Annotated in this window: 18 protein-coding genes; 13 read left to right on the forward strand and 5 right to left on the reverse strand. The window is 61.0% G+C overall.

Annotated elements, in window-relative coordinates:
• Positions 1 to 149: 149 nt before the first annotated feature.
• From AQ621_RS14310 to panP, 4 genes are all read left to right on the forward strand, one after another.
• Positions 150 to 779 carry a TetR/AcrR family transcriptional regulator gene (locus tag AQ621_RS14310; protein WP_058341976.1) on the forward strand — a complete coding sequence of 210 codons (630 nt, stop codon included), beginning with the start codon at positions 150 to 152 and terminating at the stop codon, positions 777 to 779.
• A gap of 2 nt (positions 780 to 781) precedes the next feature.
• Positions 782 to 2473 carry an isovaleryl-CoA dehydrogenase gene (locus tag AQ621_RS14315; protein WP_058341977.1) on the forward strand — a complete coding sequence of 564 codons (1692 nt, stop codon included), beginning with the start codon at positions 782 to 784 and terminating at the stop codon, positions 2471 to 2473.
• Between the two features lie 290 nt (positions 2474 to 2763).
• Complete coding sequence (locus tag AQ621_RS14320; protein ID WP_058341978.1) at positions 2764 to 3111, forward strand: DUF503 domain-containing protein; 348 nt, start codon at positions 2764 to 2766, stop codon at positions 3109 to 3111.
• Between the two features lie 191 nt (positions 3112 to 3302).
• Entirely contained in the window at positions 3303 to 4997 is a 1695-nt protein-coding gene (panP, locus tag AQ621_RS14325; protein WP_036219155.1) for a pyridoxal-dependent aspartate 1-decarboxylase PanP, read from the forward strand.
• A gap of 192 nt (positions 4998 to 5189) precedes the next feature.
• Here panP and AQ621_RS14330 read toward each other — a convergent pair whose 3' ends face one another.
• Both AQ621_RS14330 and AQ621_RS14335 read right to left on the reverse strand, forming a co-directional pair.
• Entirely contained in the window at positions 5190 to 5456 is a 267-nt protein-coding gene (locus AQ621_RS14330) for a hypothetical protein (RefSeq protein WP_036219157.1), read from the reverse strand.
• Between the two features lie 102 nt (positions 5457 to 5558).
• Positions 5559 to 7124 carry an inorganic phosphate transporter gene (locus AQ621_RS14335; protein ID WP_058341979.1) on the reverse strand — a complete coding sequence of 522 codons (1566 nt, stop codon included), beginning with the start codon at positions 7122 to 7124 and terminating at the stop codon, positions 5559 to 5561.
• Between the two features lie 191 nt (positions 7125 to 7315).
• On the opposite strand from AQ621_RS14335, the gene AQ621_RS14340 reads away from it, so the two are divergent.
• The 3 genes from AQ621_RS14340 (at position 7316) to AQ621_RS14350 (ending at position 11589) form a co-directional block, all read left to right on the forward strand.
• Positions 7316 to 8419: a GGDEF domain-containing protein gene (locus tag AQ621_RS14340; RefSeq protein WP_058341980.1), complete on the forward strand. Its 1104-nt coding sequence runs from the start codon at positions 7316 to 7318 to the stop codon at positions 8417 to 8419.
• Between the two features lie 69 nt (positions 8420 to 8488).
• Positions 8489 to 8935: a flavodoxin gene (locus AQ621_RS14345; RefSeq protein WP_058341981.1), complete on the forward strand. Its 447-nt coding sequence runs from the start codon at positions 8489 to 8491 to the stop codon at positions 8933 to 8935.
• A gap of 107 nt (positions 8936 to 9042) precedes the next feature.
• Positions 9043 to 11589 carry an EAL domain-containing protein gene (locus tag AQ621_RS14350; RefSeq protein WP_058341982.1) on the forward strand — a complete coding sequence of 849 codons (2547 nt, stop codon included), beginning with the start codon at positions 9043 to 9045 and terminating at the stop codon, positions 11587 to 11589.
• Here AQ621_RS14350 and tesB read toward each other — a convergent pair.
• From tesB to rubA, 3 genes are all read right to left on the reverse strand, one after another.
• Positions 11556 to 12416, reverse strand: a complete 861-nt coding sequence (gene tesB / locus AQ621_RS14355) for an acyl-CoA thioesterase II (protein WP_022988486.1) — start codon at positions 12414 to 12416, stop codon at positions 11556 to 11558. The two genes, AQ621_RS14350 and tesB, sit on opposite strands and share 34 nt — an antisense overlap.
• A gap of 90 nt (positions 12417 to 12506) precedes the next feature.
• Positions 12507 to 13664, reverse strand: coding sequence for an NAD(P)/FAD-dependent oxidoreductase (locus AQ621_RS14360; protein WP_058341983.1), 1158 nt, complete (start codon positions 13662 to 13664; stop codon positions 12507 to 12509).
• 16 nt (positions 13665 to 13680) lie between these two features.
• A complete protein-coding gene (rubA, locus tag AQ621_RS14365; protein WP_058341984.1) occupies positions 13681 to 13848 on the reverse strand; it encodes a rubredoxin RubA in 168 nt (55 codons plus the stop codon).
• A gap of 191 nt (positions 13849 to 14039) precedes the next feature.
• Between rubA and AQ621_RS14370 the strand changes: the two genes are divergently transcribed.
• The 6 genes from AQ621_RS14370 (at position 14040) to AQ621_RS14395 (ending at position 19626) form a co-directional block, all read left to right on the forward strand.
• Entirely contained in the window at positions 14040 to 14597 is a 558-nt protein-coding gene (locus tag AQ621_RS14370; protein WP_058341985.1) for a hypoxanthine-guanine phosphoribosyltransferase, read from the forward strand.
• Entirely contained in the window at positions 14578 to 15129 is a 552-nt protein-coding gene (locus AQ621_RS14375) for a chorismate--pyruvate lyase family protein (RefSeq protein ID WP_058341986.1), read from the forward strand. The genes AQ621_RS14370 and AQ621_RS14375 overlap by 20 nt, the downstream gene beginning before the upstream one ends.
• Before the next feature lie 77 nt (positions 15130 to 15206).
• Positions 15207 to 16091 (forward strand): 4-hydroxybenzoate octaprenyltransferase, encoded by an 885-nt coding sequence (gene ubiA, locus AQ621_RS14380; RefSeq protein WP_058341987.1) that lies wholly within the window; start codon positions 15207 to 15209, stop codon positions 16089 to 16091.
• A gap of 134 nt (positions 16092 to 16225) precedes the next feature.
• Positions 16226 to 16918 carry a phosphate regulon transcriptional regulator PhoB gene (gene phoB / locus AQ621_RS14385; RefSeq protein ID WP_022988492.1) on the forward strand — a complete coding sequence of 231 codons (693 nt, stop codon included), beginning with the start codon at positions 16226 to 16228 and terminating at the stop codon, positions 16916 to 16918.
• Positions 16919 to 16968: 50 nt separating this feature from the next.
• Complete coding sequence (phoR, locus tag AQ621_RS14390) at positions 16969 to 18285, forward strand: phosphate regulon sensor histidine kinase PhoR (protein WP_058341988.1); 1317 nt, start codon at positions 16969 to 16971, stop codon at positions 18283 to 18285.
• Positions 18286 to 18399: 114 nt separating this feature from the next.
• Positions 18400 to 19626: a lytic murein transglycosylase gene (locus AQ621_RS14395; RefSeq protein WP_058342445.1), complete on the forward strand. Its 1227-nt coding sequence runs from the start codon at positions 18400 to 18402 to the stop codon at positions 19624 to 19626.

Raw genomic sequence — 19626 nt, forward strand, 5'->3', positions numbered from 1 at the left:
GACGGCGCTATTTCCTGACAACCACTTTTTTGTAAATTTTTGTAACACGGCGCATGCCATTGATTTTGAAGGGCCAATCCCAGTACATGCCAGGCCCTTCAAATTGACACAAAGAATGAATAATGATTCACTGCTTGTAAGGAGCCGGCATGGCTTATCGTGAAACCGAAAAAATGCGCCAACGCAAAGCCCAGGCGCGCCAGAAGATCATCGAAAGCACCTGGGAATGCGTGGCAGGCGGCGGCTTCCAGAGCGCCCGTGTTACCCGAATTGCCGGCCTCGCCGGCGTGGCAACCGGCACGATTTACCGGCATTTCGAATCCCGGGAAGACCTGTTTGCGGAGATTTTCCGGCTGGCGACCCAGCGCGAAGTCGACAAGGTAGCCGAAGCCCTGGCCATAACAGGCAATGCGGTACAGCGGCTGGACCACGCCCTGCGCCAGTTTGCCCAACGGGCCCTGAAAGGCCCGATGAAAGCCTGGGCGCTGATCGCCGAGCCGGTGGACCCGAAAGTAGAAGAAGAACGACTGGCGTACCGCAGGGCCTACGCCAACCTGTTTGAACAAGCCATCCGGGACGGCATCGCCGAAGGCACCATCCCGGATCAGAACACCCGCCTGGCCGCTACATGCCTGGTGGGCGCGATATCCGAAGCCCTGGTAGGCCCGTTGTCTCCAACCCAGACAAGCGAGCTACCGGACAACGACAACAATGACAATGAACTGGTCAACACCATCGTCTGCTTCTGCCTACGGGGGTTGACCGGCACCAGGAGCTGAACATGAACAACCCGCAGCGCAAAGCCGAGTCCGCCACCGACAACCGTTACCTGTCGGCCACCCATGAGGTCATCAACCAGCCCCGGCCGCTGGAGAACTACAACCTCTACGAACAGGACACCGCGCTGCGGGAAGCCGTTCTGCGGGAAGGCGCAGGCTTCGCCAACGACGACCTCACCCGCTTCGGGGCCTGGGCCGGCCTGGCCGACACCATCGAACTGGGCAACCAGGCCAACGCCAACAAACCCGGCTTCCGCACCCACGACCGCTACGGCCACCGGATTGACGAAGTCAGCTTCCACCCGGCCTACCACGAACTCATGCGGGTAGCCCTGGAAAACGGCCTGCACAGCTCTCCCTGGACCAACCCCGGCAAAGGCGCCCACGTCGCTCGCGCCGCCAGGTACTACCTGCACTCCCAGGTAGAAGCGGCCCACTGCTGCCCGGTGACCATGACCTTCGCAGCCATCCCGTCCATCCAGAACCAGCCGGACCTGGCCAAACTCTGGGCCCCGAAAATCCTGGCCAACGAATACGACAGCCGAAATGTACCGGACAGCGAAAAAACCTCCGTCACCATCGGCATGGCCATGACCGAAAAACAGGGCGGCAGCGACGTGCGCGCCAACACCACCATGGCCTACCCGATGGGCCAGCAAGGCCCCGGCCAGCCCTACGAACTGGTCGGCCACAAATGGTTCGTCTCCGCCCCCATGTGCGACGCCTTCCTGGTACTCGCCCAGACCACCAGCGGCCTGTCCTGCTTCCTGATGCCCCGCTGGCGCCCGGACGGCACCAAGAACCCCTGGCAGGTACAGCAACTCAAAAACAAAATGGGCAACGTCGCCAACGCCTCCAGCGAAGTGGAAATCCGCGGCGCCCTGGCCTGGATGGTCGGCGAAGAAGGCCGCGGCGTAAGAACCATCATCGAAATGGTCGCCATGACCCGCTTCGACTGCATGATCGGCAGCGCCGCCGGCATGCGCCAGGCCGTCGCCCAGGCCACGCACCACTGCCACAACCGAAGTGCCTTCGGCGCAACCCTCAGCGACCAGCCACTGATGCAAAACGTCCTGGCCGACCTGATCATCGAAAACGAAGCCGCCCTCGCCTACACCATGCGGGTCGCCCGGGCCATGGACAACCAGGACAACGAACACGAACGCCTGCTCGCCCGCCTGGCCACACCCGTCGGCAAATACTGGATCTGCAAACGCACCCCCAACCACGCCTACGAAGCCATGGAATGCATCGGCGGCAGCGGCGTCATGGAAGACTGCATCATGCCCCGCCTGTTCCGGGAATCCCCCGTCAACGCCATCTGGGAAGGCAGCGGCAACGTCCAGTGCCTCGACACCCTCCGCGCCCTGCAGAAAGAACCCGAAACCCTCGACGCCTTCTTCAAAGAAGCCGCCGAAGCCAAAGGCGCCGACCGCCGCTTCGACCAATACCTGGCCCAACTGCAACACGACTTCGCCGACATCAGCGACTTCCAGTACCGCGCCAGAAACCTGGTCGACCGCATGGCCCTGACCATGCAGGGTTCGCTGCTGCTGCGCTTTGGCGACAAAGACGTCGCCGACGCCTTCTGCGCCTCCCGCCTGCAAAACAACGGCGGCATGAACTACGGCAACCTGCCCTCCGGCACCAACCCGGTGGCGATTATCAAACGGGGGACGCCTGTAGTAGGCTAGGGAAAACCCAGCCAGCCTGGCGCACCAGACAAATGGCAGCCGGCTGAAGAGACTCCCCTTGCGAGGTTTGTGAACCGGCGGGGGATGGCTTTCCAAAAATTTGCGGAGCCATGGATGGCGGAGCAGAAGCGCCACATGGGTTCGGCCGAGCGCTTATGAAGCAAAGCTTCATGCGACAGCCGAACGACCACAATCTACGATTGTGGGCCGGACCCCGCAGGGGTGCCGAAGGAGCGGTTTTTGGAAAGCCATCCCCCGCCGGTTCCTGCACCAACACGCGGAACCAGACCATGTCAGAAGCCCTGAGAAAACTGCTGAAAGAAGGCAAAACCCCACAACAGCACCAGGACATCACCCCCCACGTAGGCGTCCTGACCCTGCACTTCCAGCTCTACGGCTGCGAAGACATAAAAGCCAAACGCAAAGCCTTCACCGCCATGAAAGCCATCTGGGGCAAAGAACCCGACCTGGCTGTGGCTGAAACCGCCGACCACGAAGCCCTCGACTGCGCCACCTGGACCATCGCCGCCCTCGGCGCCAGCGCCCAGCAAATCACCCAGCGCCTCGACCAGGTCGAAAAAGACATACAGGAGCGCATAGACGCCCCCATCCTCGACATCCACCGGGAAATCCTCTGAGCCACGACTCGAAAGGCCCCGAAAGCCCCGGGGCATAGCGTCAAACCCGCACAGGCCTTATACTACGGCCCCTCAAGGAGTAGATGACCTGCCCACCGGCAGGCCACCAAATTCAATGTCGGGCCCAGCCCCGGCCCCGTCCGCCGGGTTTCCGGAACCGACCCGTGGACAACCACTGAGTGTGTGGTGCTATGACCGGAAAGAAAAAATCCGCCCAGGCCTCGGTCGAGGCAATGTATCGCGTGTTCACGGTGCCCGAAGCCCCGGAATCCACGCTCAGCCGTATCGACCAGAACATCTCCAGCAACCTGGCCGGGTTCCTGCAGGAACACATCGTTGCCGTTGAACGGGATCTCTCGGAAGTCGAAAAAGACTTCTCCGACTATGTGATCCCGGAAAAACCCGTGTTCGTCTCAGAACAGGCCCAGTTCCTGCTCGACAAACTGGTCGCCAACTCCGTACACACCGCCTCACCGGCCTTTATCGGCCACATGACCTCGGCACTGCCTTACTTCATGCTGCCGTTGTCAAAAATCATGATTGCCCTGAATCAGAACCTGGTCAAAACCGAAACCTCCAAGGCCTTCACCCCCATGGAGCGCCAGGTACTGGGCATGATCCACCGGCTGGTGTACCAGCAGGACGGCTCCTTCTACCGGAAATGGATGCACGACCCCCGGCACGCACTGGGCGCCATGTGCTCCGGCGGCACCATCGCCAACCTGACCGCCCTGTGGGTTGCCCGCAACCGCGCCTTCCCCGCCGAAGGCAGCTTCCGCGGCCTGCACGAAGAAGGCCTGTTCCGGGCCCTGAAATACTACGGCTACGAAGGCGCCGCCATCGTCGTCTCCAAACGCGGCCACTACTCCCTACGCAAAGCCGCTGACGTGCTGGGCCTGGGCCGCGATGCCCTGGTGCCGGTTGAAACCGACGAATACAACCGAATCCTGCCCGATGCCCTGCGCGACAAGTGCCTGGAACTGCAGAAACAGAAAATCAAGGTCATGGCCATCTGCGGCGTAGCCGGCACCACCGAAACCGGCACCGTCGACCCGCTGGACAGCATGGCCGACATAGCCCGTGAATTCGGCGCCCACTTCCACGTAGACGCCGCCTGGGGTGGCCCCACCCTGTTCTCCCGCACCTACAAACACCTGCTGCGGGGCATAGAACAGGCCGACTCCGTCACCTTCGACGCCCACAAACAGCTGTACGTACCCATGGGTGCCGGCCTGGTCGTCTTCAAAGACCCCAGCCTGGCCAGCGCGGTAGAACACCACGCCCAGTACATCATCCGAAAAGGCTCAAGAGACCTCGGCAGCACCACCCTCGAAGGCTCCCGCCCGGGCATGGCCATGCTGATCCACTCCGGCCTGAAAATCCTGGCCCGGGAAGGCTACGAAATCCTGATCAACCAGGGCATCGAAAAAGCCAGGACCTTCGCCGGCATGATCGACGAACAACCGGACTTCGAACTCATCACCCGTCCGGAACTCAACATCCTGACCTACCGCTACTGCCCGGAACCGGTTCAACAGGCCCTGGCCATCGCAGACGAACTGCAGGCAGAGAAAATGAACACCTGCCTGAACCGCATCACCAAGTTCATCCAGAAAACCCAGCGGGAACGCGGCAAAGCATTCGTGTCCCGAACCCGACTGGAACCGGCCCGCTATTACCACTTCCCGTGCATCGTATTCCGGGTGGTGTTGGCTAACCCGCTAACAACGCCGGAGATCCTGGCAGACATTCTGAAAGAACAGCGGGAGTTGTCGAAGGAAGACGGCATTGCCGATGAGATCGCCATCCTGCATCAAATGGCCGAAGCCGTATTGAGCCCCCGGCCATCAAAGGCAAAACCCAGGCTGAAGTCAGCCCAAGGATGATGCGGCTCATTCATTAAGATGAGAAGTAGCTGGTGCGATGACGGCATGAACTATGCCCGGGGCGGGGTGTGCGAGGAGCTGTTCAAAAATTTGCGGAGCCAGGGATGGCGGAGCAGAAGCGCCACAGGGATGTGCCGAAGGAGCGGTTTTTGAACAGCTCCTCGCACACCCTGCCCTGCACCTGGCTAAGCTTTAATACAGGGCCTCTTCGTCATCCAGCACCTCGTGCAGGATCTCCAGAAACATCTTGTCAGCCTCACTCCAGGTCTCCGGAATACGGATCGTAGTGTTGGCGCTGATCTCGCGGGCAATCAACTCGTCAGCATTAGGCTCACCCTTGTACTTACGGGCAATCTCCATGGACTTTACGGCGATGGTCGGCTCGCTCATCACCTTCTTGATAAACACCCGTAACTCTTCAATCATTCTGGCCTGACGGCTCTCGGAAGATGAACTCATTCCTGACTCCCTGAAAAATAGCGTTGAAGCAAAACGGCCCGCACAGGGCCTGATGCTCATAGTATGGCCAAACCGCGGGGCGCTAACCAGCCCCGCCCGGCATTAAACCATCAAACCCCGCAGGGCGAAGAACAGGAACGCAGCCATCAGGGCGGACGCCGGCACGGTGATAATCCAGGCTGCGGCAATCTTCACCAGGTGGGAGCGCTTGACCATCTCTTCCTTGTAAATCTTCTTCAGGCGCTTGCGCTCGGACTTGGACAGCGGCACCTGTTCCTTTTTCTTCTTCGCCTGCTTGAGCAGCTTTTCCATTTCCTCCACAGAGGCGTTGCGGAAATCGTCAAGGAACGGCTTCAGGCGCTCCTGATCCGCCGGGTCATGGTGCTCGATCATCTTGTGCAGCTGGCTGGCGTAGTTGGACTTCAGGTACTCCCGCAGGAAGCCCACACCGAACACGCCACCGATAGCAATATGGGTTGAACTGACCGGCAGCCCCAGCTGGGACGCCAGGATTACCGTCAGTGCCGCCGACAGGGCGATACAGAAGGCCCGGGTCTTGTCCAGCTCGGTAATCTCGCTGCCCACGGTCTTGATCAGGCGCGGGCCGAACAACATCAGGCCAACGGCCAGGCCAAGCGCACCCACCATCATGACCCACAGCGGAATGCTGGCAGAGGTCACCACGCCACCACCGGCGCGAATAGCATCGTTGATCGCTGCCAGCGGCCCGATGGCGTTGGCGACGTCGTTCGCACCGTGGGCAAAGCTGAGCAACGCGGCAGCAAAAATCAGCGGCCAGGTGAACAGCGTGTTCACGCCCTTGGAACTGTTTTCCATGGTCGCGGCACGACGGCTCACCAGGTTACGCATGATGAACCACACCACGGCAGCCACCACCAGGCCCATGATCGACGCCGACAGGAAGTCCACCTTTACGATTTTCTTCACGCCCTTGAGCATCAGGTAGGTTGTGAACGCCCAGGCCATGATCGATACCAGGACAGGCACAAAGGTGCGGGCCGACGACACCAGGTTTTGCCGGTACAGCACGGTTTTCTTGATGGCAAACAGGAACAGCGCTGCCAGGGCACCACCCAATACCGGAGAGATCACCCAGCTGGCCGCAATCTTGCCCATCACACCCCAGTCGGCGATGGCCCAGCCACCGGCCGCGATACCGGCACCCAGCACACCGCCCACAATTGAGTGGGTCGTGGAAACCGGCGCGCCCATCCAGGTGGCCAGGTTCAGCCAAAGTGCGCCGGCCAGCAAAGCTGCCGTCATCAGCCAGACAAAGGCGCGGGGATCTTCCAGGGTGGTAGGGTCAATAATGCCGCCCTTGATGGTAGAGACCACGTCGCCACCGGCAATCAGCGCGCCGGCTGCCTCGAACACCGCCGCCAGCAACACGGCGGCGCCCAGCGATAAGGCACCGGAACCCACCGCGGGGCCCACGTTGTTGGCTACGTCATTGGCACCGATATTGATGGCCATATAACCACCGATGACCGCTGCGGCCATCAGCAACATGCTGTTGGGTAATCCCTGACTGAAAGAGCCGACAATCAACCAGACACAGAGCAGGAACAGAACACTGAAACCAACCCTGTACCGTTCCGTGGAGGGGCTGCTGAGAAGGTTATCCAGAAAGCTGCTGGAACGGGCCATAAACAATTAGGTCTCTTGTGAACGGAATGAGTTCAGGCAATTTTGCCGCGCGCAAACTATAAAATTTTTATCATAAAATTGAAACCGAACTGTCATGGAGACCAAAGATCACAAACCGGACGGACATCACTCCAAAGCCGCGGTTTTTTGGCGCATACTTGGCAAAAACCTGTCAAAAAGAACAACACAAGATGACGGATGCCACCGGCGCTAGCCAGATCATATCCACAGACCATGAGGAGCGGCAGATTTCCCGGCTATTAACCGGGTTATCCGCCATGGCCCTGCTGTTCCTCACCGGCATCGGCCTCAAGGCCTGGTTCGCCGACCATCACACCCATGCCATCGTGCTCTGGCTGTTCAATATACCGGTGCTGGCCAATATGCTCTGGTATTTCCGGACCGGCAACCGGCTGGCGCAGAAGGCGGGACTGCTGATTACCGTTGCCCTGCTGTTTGCTTACCTGATCGCCTCGGGCGGCGAAGGCAACACCGGCCCCCTGTGGTTCTACGTGTTCCCTCCGCTACTGTTTTTCCTCACCAGCCTGAAGGGCGGCACCGCCATCCTGCTGTTCTGCTATCTGCTGGCGATCATCGTATTCCAGTTTCCCAACCTGCCCGGAGTAGCCGCCGAATACTCCACTGACTTCAAGATACGCTTTTTTGCCACCCTCACCTTCGAATCCATTTTCTGCTTTGTGCTGGAGGCCGGCCGTCTTCAGGCCCGAAACAAACTGCTGAAACTGGCCGAAAGCCATGAAAAAGCAGCGCGTACCGATGAGCTCACCGGCCTGGCGAACCGGCGGGATATGCACAACCGCCTTGCCGCCGAGTTTTCCCGCTACCAGCGCTCCGGGCACCACTTTTCCGTGGTGCTGATTGACCTGGACCTGTTCAAGCGGGTCAACGACGATTTCGGCCACGATGCCGGCGATGCCGCCCTCCGGCACTTTGCCAGCCTGGTGCGCAAGGTGATCCGGCAAACGGATATCGCGGCGCGCTGGGGCGGTGAGGAATTCCTGATCCTGCTGCCCGACACCACCCTGCTGCAGGCCCTGACCCTGGCAGAGCGATTGCGTGCGGAAGTGGCGGCTACCGAGTTCCGCCACCAGGAGCAGATCCTGCCGGTGACCATCAGTGCCGGCGTCTGCTCGATTTCCAAGGCCGGGTCCGTCAACGAGCTGCTGAAACTGGCCGACACCAACCTTTACAGTGCCAAGGAAGATGGCCGCAACCGCATCGCCCCGAGGGTGCGCAGCCAGGACAGCCAGCCCGCTGCGGAAAGCCCGGCTTGAGCGCGGCCCATTGCCGCATTACCATCTCTGCCGGCAATGCAGATACCTGAACAGACATAAGGCAGTAACATGGCAGCAATTCGAATACTCACCGGCAGTGTTTACGGCGGCGCCCTGCTGACCGCCCGCAAGATCAAGGAAGAGCTTGAAGCCGAAGGGCACCAGGTGACCGTGCTGGAGACCCCGGCCCTGGAAGACATTACCGGCAACGACGACGCCCTGCTGGTCTGCACCTCTACTACCGGCCAGGGGGAAATCCCTGACAACCTGCTGCCGTTTTACCTGGCGCTGCGGGAACAACTGCCACAGCAGCCTGGTCGCCCTTTCGGCATTATCGTGCTGGGCGACAGCTCCTACGGTGACACCTTCTGCGGCGCCGGCGACCTGATGGAAGAAGCCCTGTACGAAACCGCTGCCCGCAAGGTAGGGGAAACCCTGCGCATAGACGCGCTGGAAACCATGGAGCCTGAAGCCGAAGCCCTGCCCTGGGTAAAAGAGTGGGTTAACGGAATCTGACCTTTATTTACACAAGTTGCCAAAACTCTGTCCGGCTGCCCTTGAGCCACCTGCAGCGACAGGCCATACTCGACTCAGAACGATAATAACGGTAACAACAGATCCTGATGAAACTGGCCCGGCTTCTGGCAGCGTTGACAGCTTTGCTGACTTTGTCGCTTCACCTCCATGCGGCACCTGCGTCCTATATTCCGGAAATGGAGTATCTGCGCCTGGCCCCGGATGCCAGCGTCACCGCCAGCGAAGTCATGGCCTCGGATCAATGGCAGAGGCTGCCGGACCAGACCCCCAATTTTGGCTATATCCGGGACCAGGTCTGGCTCCGGTTCCCGGTTACCGACGCAAGCAACAGCAACCTGCTGGAAATCAGCTACCCGCAGCTCGACGCTATCGGCTTCTATCTGTTTAAAGACAACCGGTTACTGCGGGAAGTAATAACCGGCGACCGTATGCCCTTTGCCGAAAGGCCGGTACAACATCCCCATTTCCTGTTCCCCCTGCAACTGGCGCCTGGCGGCAATTACCAGGTGTTGCTGCGGATACAGACAGAAGGTGCCATGCAGGCACCACTGCAGCTCTGGAACAATCGTAGCTATTTCGAAAAGGCCTCCGTTGAAAGCCAGCTCCACGCCGTTTATTACGGCATCCTGATTGCCGTTATCTGCTTCAACCTGTTTGTCTTTATCGCCCTGAAAGAAGCCGTTTACCTGTTCTATGTGCTCTCCACCCTCGGCTACCTGTTGCTGGTGGGCGGCCTGAACGGTATTACCTACCAGCTACTGTGGCCGGAAAGTCCGACCATACAGAACCGGGCCATGGCGATGATTGTGCCCCTGGCCATGAGTTGCACCCTGATGTTCTCCAGGGCGTTTTTACGGCTCAAACAGGTCAGCCCGAAAATGGATCGCCTGGTACTGGCGGTGCTCGCCCTGAACCTGGCCATGGCGGCGGCCAACTTGTTCATCGATTACAACACCGGTATGCGCCTGAGCGTGGCCCTGGTGATTCCAAGCTCACTGCTGCTGACCTTTATCGGCCCCCTGCAGTGGCTCAGGGGCAACCCCCAGGCCATGTACTACACCCTGGCCTGGGCGGCACTGACCCTCGGTAGCGCCATCACGGCCGCCAACAAATACGGCTGGATTCCCAACAACTTTATTACCTCCTACGGCATGGAACTGGGCTCGGCCCTGGAAGCCATGCTGCTCAGCCTGGCCCTGGCGATCCGGATCTACCGGGAACGGCAGGACCGCCTGCACTCGCGGGAAGCGGAACTGCACGCACTGGAAGCCCGCCGCAACGCGGAACTGCGATTGATGGACCAGGCCCTGCACAACCCGCTGACAGGGCTGCCCAACCGCAGCAGTTTCGAGCTGCGGGTGAGCGAACTGATCCGCCGCAATCCGAAGCAACGGCTGGGCATTGCAGTGATTCACCTGAACAACCTGTATGCCGTGACCAAGACGCTCGGGCACCGCAACACCGACCGGATACTGGAACTGGCATCCCGACAGTTCAACGATGTCACCCGGAATGTTCCGGGCATCATTGCCATCGAACAGAGCGAGGGCCGGGATTTCTACCTGGCCAGCCTGGATCCGCAAACCTTCGCGCTGATCAGTTACGCTGACCGCACGGAATCCGTACCTCGCCACGTGCTCAGGGATATCGAAGTGATCCGCCAGCCCATTGACTTCCTGGGCATGCAGATACCGCTCACCCCCCAGCTGGGGGTGGCCATCTACCCCGATCATGGCACGGACGTGAACACCCTGATCCGGCGAGCCGTCATTGCCGAGGGTTCGGAACGGGCCAGGGAACGGGGTGTGGCCCATTACAAGCCGTCGAAGGATTCCTACAGCGCCGAACGGCTGACCCTGGTGTCCGAGCTTCGACAGGCACTGGAGCTGAACCAGCTGACCCTGTACCTGCAACCCAAACAGTGCCTGAAAAGCGGCGACATTACCGGCTTCGAGGCCCTGATCCGCTGGCCGGACCGGGAGCGGCAAGTCCCGCCCCATGAAGTGATCGAACTGGCCGAGCAAACCGGCCTGATCAAACCCCTCACCCGCTGGGTGCTGCGGGAAGCACTGGAAATACGGGAAAAGCTGGCGGCAAAGGGCGCTCCGACTCGTATCGCCGTCAACATTTCCCCCAACAACCTGCGGGAACCGGACTTCCCGGTGTTTGTGCAACGAATGATGCAGAGCTATCAGTGCCCCGCCGGAGACCTGGCCTTCGAGGTAACGGAAACCTCCATGATGCAGGACCCGGCCAACTCCCTGAAAGCCCTGAAAGCCATCAATGCCGCAGGCATCCCCTTGTCCATTGATGACTTCGGCTCCGGCTATTCCTCGCTGTCTTATATCAAGCAGCTGCCCGCCAGCGAGATCAAGATCGACCGCTCACTGATCACCGAGCTGGCAGAGCGGGAGGAGGACCGGGTCATTGTGCGCACCACCATCGAGATGTGCCACAGCCTGGGCTACACCGTGGTGGCAGAGGGTGTGGAGAGTGAGAAAACACTGAAGCTGCTGGAAAGCATGGGCTGCGACCTGGTTCAGGGTTATATCCTGGCCCGGCCGCAACCTTTTGACCGCATTATCGACTGGCTGGCAGATCAGCCCTGCCGTTCCCGGATCAACGCTTCCTGAGTGGTCGAAGCCACCAGTACGCCATCCCGGGTGAAGAAATTACCCCGATTGAAACCACGACCGCCGGAGGCACTGGGGCTGTCCTTGTCGTACAGCAGCCATTCGTCCATTCGGAAGTCCCGGTGAAACCAGATGGCATGGTCCAGGCTGGCTACCTGCATGTTCCGGTTCATGAACGTGCGGCCGTGGGGTGCCATGGAGGTGCCGAGGAACGAGAAATCCGACGCGTAGGTCAGCAGGCAGCGGTGCAAGACCGGATCATCCGGCAGTGGCCCCAGGGCCCGGAACCAGTTCTGGCGGTAGGGCGGCTGTTTCTCCGGTTTGAGCGGGTTGCCGGGGTTCACCGGGCGGATCTCGATGGGCCGGTCCCGGGTGAGCACGTCCCGAAGCTTCTCCGGCACCTGGTCCACCAGCAACTGCCCCAGTTCCTGTTCGGATTTCAGGGTTTCCGGCGCTGGCGCTTCCGGCATCGGGAACTGGTGGCTGAGCCCTTCCTCGGCCACCTGGAATGACATGGAACCGGTCAGGATCTCCTTGCCGTCCTGGCGGGCAATGACCCGGCGCACCGAAAACGTGCCGCCATCGCGAACCCGCTGAACCTCGTAATCAATCGGCATGCTGTGGTTGCCGGGGCGCAGGAAGTAGGCGTGCAATGAATGGCACAACCGGCCTTCAACGGTACGGCTGGCCGCCATCAACGCCTGCCCAAGTACCTGGCCGCCAAACACATGGGGAAAGCCGAGATCCTCACTGTCACCCTGAAAATGGTCATCTCCGATGGGCGACAAATCCAGCAAATCAATCAGCTTCCGGGTTATTTCCAGCATGCATGCTCCTGTTGTTTTGGTCAGGAGCCAGCGACCAGCTCCTTAGCTTACGAAAGATTTTCTACCTCAGGTGAAACAATTTCGCAACGCTCAGTCACTGTGGATGGGCGGCACTTCCCGGGACAGCGCCTGTTTTTCCACGGCAAACCGGCCGGTCACCGCAAACCCGAGCACTTCGCCCGATGGCGACAGGAAGCGGGCTTTCACGTCTGAACCCTCCTGCTCGATGTCCCATTCGCCTTCGGCACCAGCCGGTGGCGGGCACACCGCGGTGGGACAACAAGGGGTTTTGATCATCACCGGCATGGCACCGTAGCTCACCTGGGTGCGTTCACCCGTAAGGGTTTTCGCCAGGGCGCGGGCACAGGCCATCAACGGCAATACATACAGCAGCACCTGGCCGTCTACCTCGGCGCAGTCACCCAGGGCATAGACATCCGGTGCAGACGTCTCCAGGGCCCGGTTAACCACAATGCCGCGACCGGCTTCAATGCCCGCAGCCCGGGCCAGCTCGGTGCGTGGCCGCAGACCGACCGCAGAAACCACCAGGTCTGCCGCCAGGGTGTCGCCGTTGGCCAGCGCAAGCTTTACGCCCTGCCCGTCGCGATCCACCCGCTGTACCACCGTGCCCAGGTGGAAGTTCACACCCAGGGCCTGCAACTCCTGCTGCACGGCGTTGGCGGCCGCCTCCGGCAGCAAACTGGGCATAACGGCGGCATCCGGGGCAATCACATCCACCTCATAACCGCCGTTGCGCAGGTCGTTGGCAAATTCACAGCCGATCAGCCCCGCACCCATGATGGCCACCCGCTTGCCACCTTCCAGGGCCTTGCGGAACGCCCGGTAATCCAGCAGGTCGTTGATCGAATAGACCCGGTCCAGGCCATCACCGTCCAGGCCCAGCCGGATCACATCCGCGCCCCAGGCCAGCACCAGTTTGCTGTAGGCCAGCCGCTCGTCGCCCAGCACCAGCTCGCGGGCACCGGTATCAATACCGGTAACGGTGCTGTAGGTGCGAATGTCCACCGACAGCTGTTCGGCCATTGCCCTGGTGTCGCCCTGGGCCAGCCCTTCTGCATCCTTACCCTTGGTAAAGCCGGTGGACAGCATCGGCTTGGAGTAATTCACGCCGTCGTCTGCGGTTACCATCACCACCGGAGCGGTTTTATCCAGCTTGCGCAGTTCCCGCACCAGCGAGTATCCGGACAATCCGGTGCCTACTATTACAATCGGTGCCTGGTCGGTCATAGTCCTGCTCCGTTAATCAGCCGATTTCGATCATCTCGAAGTCTTCCTTGCCCACGCCACAGTCCGGGCATACCCAGTCATCCGGCACATCTTCCCACTTCGTGCCCGGCGCGATGCCGTCTTCCGGCCAGCCTTCGGCTTCGTCGTAAATCAGGCCACACACTACACACTGCCACTTCTTCATACTTGCTCTCCGTTAAAATCCCGGGCGCCATAATACCCTCCACCCGGCCTGTGACCAATGCCACGCGAGACGCCGGTTGCCCGGGTTTTGTGCCAATAGGCATGATTACAGATAGTCCGTTCACCATCTGCCCCTCCCTTCAGGGCAACCGGTTCGGTATAATCGCCGGTTTTACGACAGGACCGACCGTTATGACCGATACCGTCGCCGAAATGAACCAGGTCATGGCTGAAGCCGACTGCCTGGTAGACGAACAACAGGTAAGTGCCGCCATCGACACCATGGCCTCGGCCATCACCGATCGCCTGAAAGACAGTAACCCGCTGCTGTTCTGCGTTATGAACGGTGGCCTGATCACAACCGGCCAGCTGTTGCCCCGCCTCAAATTCCCGGTGCAGGCGGAATACCTGCACGCCACCCGCTACCGCCAGGAAACCACCGGCGGCATCCTCGAGTGGAAACTCCAGCCGGAATCCGACATGCAAGACCGCACGGTGCTGATTGTCGACGACATCCTGGATGAAGGCACCACCCTGTGCGCCATCGCTGACTACTGCATGGCCCACGGCGCCCGGGAAGTGCTGACCGCGGTACTGGTCGACAAGATCCACGACCGCAAGGCCCGTCCGGGCCTGAAAGCCGACTTTACCGGCCTCTACGTTGAAGACCGCTTCCTGTTCGGCTACGGCATGGACTACAAAGGTTACTGGCGTAACGCCCCCGGCATCTATGCTGTCAAAGGACTCTGACCGGGAAAACAGCCTGAAGATCCCGCCTACCCGCTGGTACCGGTCGCTGGCTGCGGCCGGGCTGCGCAACCCGGAAGTTCACGGCCCGGCCCGCTACTGGCTGCAGGTGGAAGGGTCTTTCACCCAGGCCCTGAAGCACCGGTGCCTCGAGAGCTTCCATGTGGAAGTCGCGCGCGAAGGCTACGCCACGCCGTTCCCGGAAGAGGTTCGCCGGCTCGGGCTGCAGCCCCGACAACAGGCCTGGATCCGCGAAGTCCGCCTGTGCGGCGATGGCCAGCCCTGGGTCCTGGCCCGCACGGTCATCCCCCACCACTGTTTTGAAGGCAAGGGCAGGCAACTGCGCCACCTGGGCAACAAGCCCCTGGGTGCCTTTCTGTTCAGCAGCCCGGACTGGTCACGGGGGCCGCTGGAAACCGGCCTGTGCCAGCCCGATCATCCGCTTCAGCCCCGGCTGGCCCGGCGTTCCCTGTTCCACCACGGCAACAACGCCCTGATGGTGGGCGAATACCTGTTGCCGGTGCTGTACCGGTAAGCTTCGGTTTAACCCCCGGGCCCTGGCTGGCTATAATCCGGTGTTTGCCACGCACCTGACCCACGGAAGAGCGCACCATGTTGCAGAATGCCCTGCCAGACCCTGTCCAGGCACGCCTGGCCGACTATGCCCGCCTGCTTCGCATTGACCGGCCTATCGGCAGCCTGCTGTTGCTCTGGCCCACCTACTGGGCACTCTGGCTGGCCGGCGACGGCAGCCCGTCCATTGCCAACGTCATTATTTTCACCCTGGGCGTGTTCTTTATGCGGGCCGCCGGCTGCGCCATCAACGACTTTGCCGACCGGGACTGGGATCGCCACGTAAAACGCACCCAGGACCGCCCCCTGACCACCGGCCGCATCCAGTCCTGGGAAGCCGTTGCCCTGTTTCTGGGCCTGTGCCTGGTTTCCTTCCTGATGGTGGTGCTGTTCACCAACCGGCTGACCCTGTACCTGTCATTCGGCGGCGCCCTGCTGGCGTTTATCTACCCGTTCATGAAGCGCTACACCCACCTGCCCCAGCTGTTTCTGGGGGCCGCGTTCTCCTGGGCCATCCCCATGGCCTGGGCCGCCCAGGCCAACGAGCTGAGCCAGCTTACCTGGCTGCTGTTCACCGCCAACGTGTTGTGGACCGTGGCCTACGATACGCTCTATGCCATGGTGGACCGGGATGACGACCTGAAAATCGGCATTAAATCCACCGCCATCCTGTTCGGCGAAGCCGACCGGGCGATCATCGGCATACTGCAGGCGCTGGTGGTGCTGATCCTGGTGATTGTAGGAGGCCAGGCAGAACTGGGCGCGTTCTGGTATCTGGGCGTGGCGGTAATGGCAGGCCTGTTTGCCTATCACCAGTACCTGGCCCGCGACCGCGCCCGGGAAGATTGCTTCAAGGCCTTCCTGAACAACAACTGGGCCGGGTTTGCGGTATTTGCCGGGCTGGTGATCGACCAGCTTCTCTGAGTTGCCAGCATGCACGGAACCGCCGCTAACTCAATCGTGTCATATACTTGTAACAAAGACGCGTTGTAATGAGCCAGCAACATTACTGGGGAGCGCAAACCCTGCTCCCGGGGTTCTGACACAGGTTGAAGCACATGAATGGAAAAACTGTCCTGATCGTCGATGACGAGCCAGCCATCCGCGAAATGATCGCCGTGGCCCTCGAAATGGCTGATTACGACTACCTCGAGGCAGAGGATGCCCGCCAGGCCCACGCCCTGGTTGTTGACCGGCAGCCAGACCTGATCCTGCTGGACTGGATGCTCCCGGGCACCAGTGGTGTCGAGCTGGCACGGCGGCTGAAAAAGGAAGAGGCAACCGCCGACATCCCGATTATCATGCTGACCGCCAAGGTTGAGGAAGACAACAAGATCCAGGGCCTGGAAGTTGGTGCCGACGATTACATCACCAAGCCCTTCAGCCCGCGGGAACTGGTTGCCCGGCTGAAAGCGGTACTGCGCCGGGCAACGCCGGCCGGCGTCGACAGCCCGATCGAAGTAGACGGGCTGACCCTGGACCCTGTCGGCCACCGGGTAACCACGCCGGAAGGCGCCCTGACCATGGGCCCCACCGAGTACCGGTTGCTGCAGTTTTTCATGACCCACCAGGAACGGGTCTATACCCGGTCGCAGTTGCTGGACCAGGTCTGGGGTGGCAATGTCTATGTTGAAGAGCGTACGGTAGACGTACATATCCGGCGCCTGCGCAAGGCCCTTGGCGACCGCTACGACCACCTGGTCCAGACCGTCCGGGGCACCGGCTACAGGTTCTCCACCAGGGTCGCATAACCGCTTCGGCCCCTGGCCTGATACCAGAACACAGAACAAGGCTGCGCCTGATGCAACACAACTGGTCACGATATCTGCGCCTGATCCTGGCCAGCCTGGCCGGCACCACGCTGGTTGGCCTGTATTTTGGTGAACCGGTATACGGCTTGCTGGTTGGCCTGGTGGGTTACCTCTGGTGGACCCTGATCCAGGCCCGCCGCCTGTACCAGTGGCTGGGCAACCCGGACGCCAGTGAAGAAGCGCCCCAGAGTATCGGCATGTGGGGCAGCATGTTTGACGGCCTGAACAAGCTGCACCAGAGCCACCTGCGTACCCAGGACCGCCTCCGGGCCCGTATCAACCGGGTTCAGGAATCCACCAACGCCATGCGCGACGGCGTGATCATGACCGACGCCCGGGGTGCCATGGAATGGTGGAACGGCTCTGCCGAATACCTGCTGGGGTTCCGGCGCAGTACCGACCAGGGCCAGTACATCCACAACTTGATCCGAAACCCGGCCTTCAAGGCCTACTTCGATTCCCGGGACTACCGGGAACCACTGGAACTGAATTCCCCGGCCAAGCCCCATCTCCACCTGCAGATCCAGATCAGCCTGTTCGGCGACGACGACCGCCTGATCGTGGCCAAGGACGTTACCCGGTTGTACCAGCTGGAACAGATGCGCCGGGACTTCGTGGGCAACGTTTCCCATGAAATGCGCACCCCGCTCACGGTAATCAGCGGCTACCTCGAAACCCTCGTTGACCATGCCGACGAACTGCCACCCAAGTGGCGCCGGGCCATCAACACCATGGCCGCCCAGTCATCCCGGATGGAAGCACTGATTACCGACCTGATCCTGCTGTCGCGTATTGAAACCGGTGAACACACGGTAGATGACACCCTTGCCGACATGGATGCCCTGCTGAACCAGATCTGTCACGACGCCCAGGCCCTGAGCGGCAGCAAACAGCACCGCATTACCGTCAATATTTCCGACCACCGGCTGCTGCAGGGCGATGAAAGCCAGCTGCGCAGCGCCTTCTCCAACCTGGTGTTCAACGCCGTGAAGTACACGCCGGCGGAAGGCGAAGTGACCGTGTCCTGGACGGCCAACCGCGACGGCGCCCATTTGTCCGTCAAAGACAGCGGTATCGGCATCGACCCGGTTCACATTCCCCGCCTGACCGAGCGCTTCTACCGCGCCGACCCGAGCCGGCATAAAGACACCGGTGGCACCGGTCTGGGACTGGCCATCGTCAAACACGTGCTGATCAACCACGATGGCAACCTGGAAATCCGCAGCAAACCCGGCGAAGGCAGCGAATTCATCTGCCACTTCCCCCGTGAGCGACTGGTAGAACGGGTACCGGAACTCCGGGATTAAAGAATTGTCACTCCCGGGCCGGTTCAGCGGTATTTCCGAACCGTAAAAACGCGCTAACATGGCATTCATACCCGCCCATTCATCTTGCGAGGTTTTACTGTGGCCAATCAGCCGATGCCGGGGCCAGTACGTCACGCCCTGACTGCCCTTTTCCTGCCAGCCCTGCTCTTTACCAGCCAGGCTTCGATGGCAGAACTACCCACCATGACCGACGCCGCCTTTGCAGAGTGCAAGGCAGGCCTGCAAGACAAAGCGGTCCAGGCCGGTGTCAGTGCCGACACTGCCAGCCGGGTGATGGCCGATGTCAGCTACCTGGAACGGGTAATCGAACTGGACCGCCGGCAACCGGAGTTCACCACCACCTTTGCCGACTACCTGAACCGCCGGGTTAACGAAAGCCGGATCAGCAAGGGCCGGGAAATGCTGGCCGAGCACAAGGACCTGCTGGCCCGGGTGACCCGGGAAACCGGTGTGCCTGCGCCATACCTGGTGGCGTTCTGGGGCCTGGAAACCAACTACGGCAGCTACTTCGGCAAGATGCAGGTGCCCAGTGCCCTGACCACCCTGGCCTGTGACCCGCGCCGCACGACCTTCTTCACCGAACAGCTGATTGCCGCCCTGCGCATTATCGACGAGGGCGCCATTCCGGCGGAGCAGATGGAAGGCTCCTGGGCCGGCGCCATGGGCCACGTCCAGTTCATGCCCACGGTGTTCCTGAAACACGCCGTAGACGCCGATGGCGATGGCCGCCGGGACCTGTGGAACAGCCTGCCCGATGCCATGATGTCGGCCGGCAAGTTCCTGGAATCCATGGGCTGGGACGGCGACTACCGCTGGGGCCGGGAAGTATTACTGCCCGAAAACTTTGACTTCAGCCAGGCCGATGGTCGCCGGCTGCCCCTGGCCGAGTGGCGGAAACTGGGCATTACCGATGCCTTCGGTAACGCCCTGGCCCGGGAGCCCATTAAAGCCGCACTGGTGGTGCCCAGCGGCCACCAGGGCCCGGCCTTCCTGGCTTACAGCAACTTCCGGGTCATCATGGGCTGGAACCGCTCGGAGTTCTACGCCATCGCCGTTGGCCACCTGGCCGACCGGGTGGCCGGTGCCGGCGGCTTGCAGAACCCACCACCGGAAGACCAGCCTGCCTTATCCCGGGATCAGATCATGCAGCTGCAGGAAAGCCTGAACGCCAAGGGCTACAGCAGCGGCGAGCCTGACGGCATTCTGGGTTCCAACACCCGCAAGGCCATCCGCCAGTACCAGAAAGCCGAAGGCCTTATTGCCGACGGCTTTCCGTCCGGGCAACTGCTGCAGGCGCTGGATATCCAGGCCGGTAGCTGA

Origin of the sequence: Marinobacter sp. P4B1 (assembly GCF_001447135.1) — a bacterium.
Taxonomy (GTDB): Bacteria; Pseudomonadota; Gammaproteobacteria; order Pseudomonadales; family Oleiphilaceae; genus Marinobacter; species Marinobacter vinifirmus.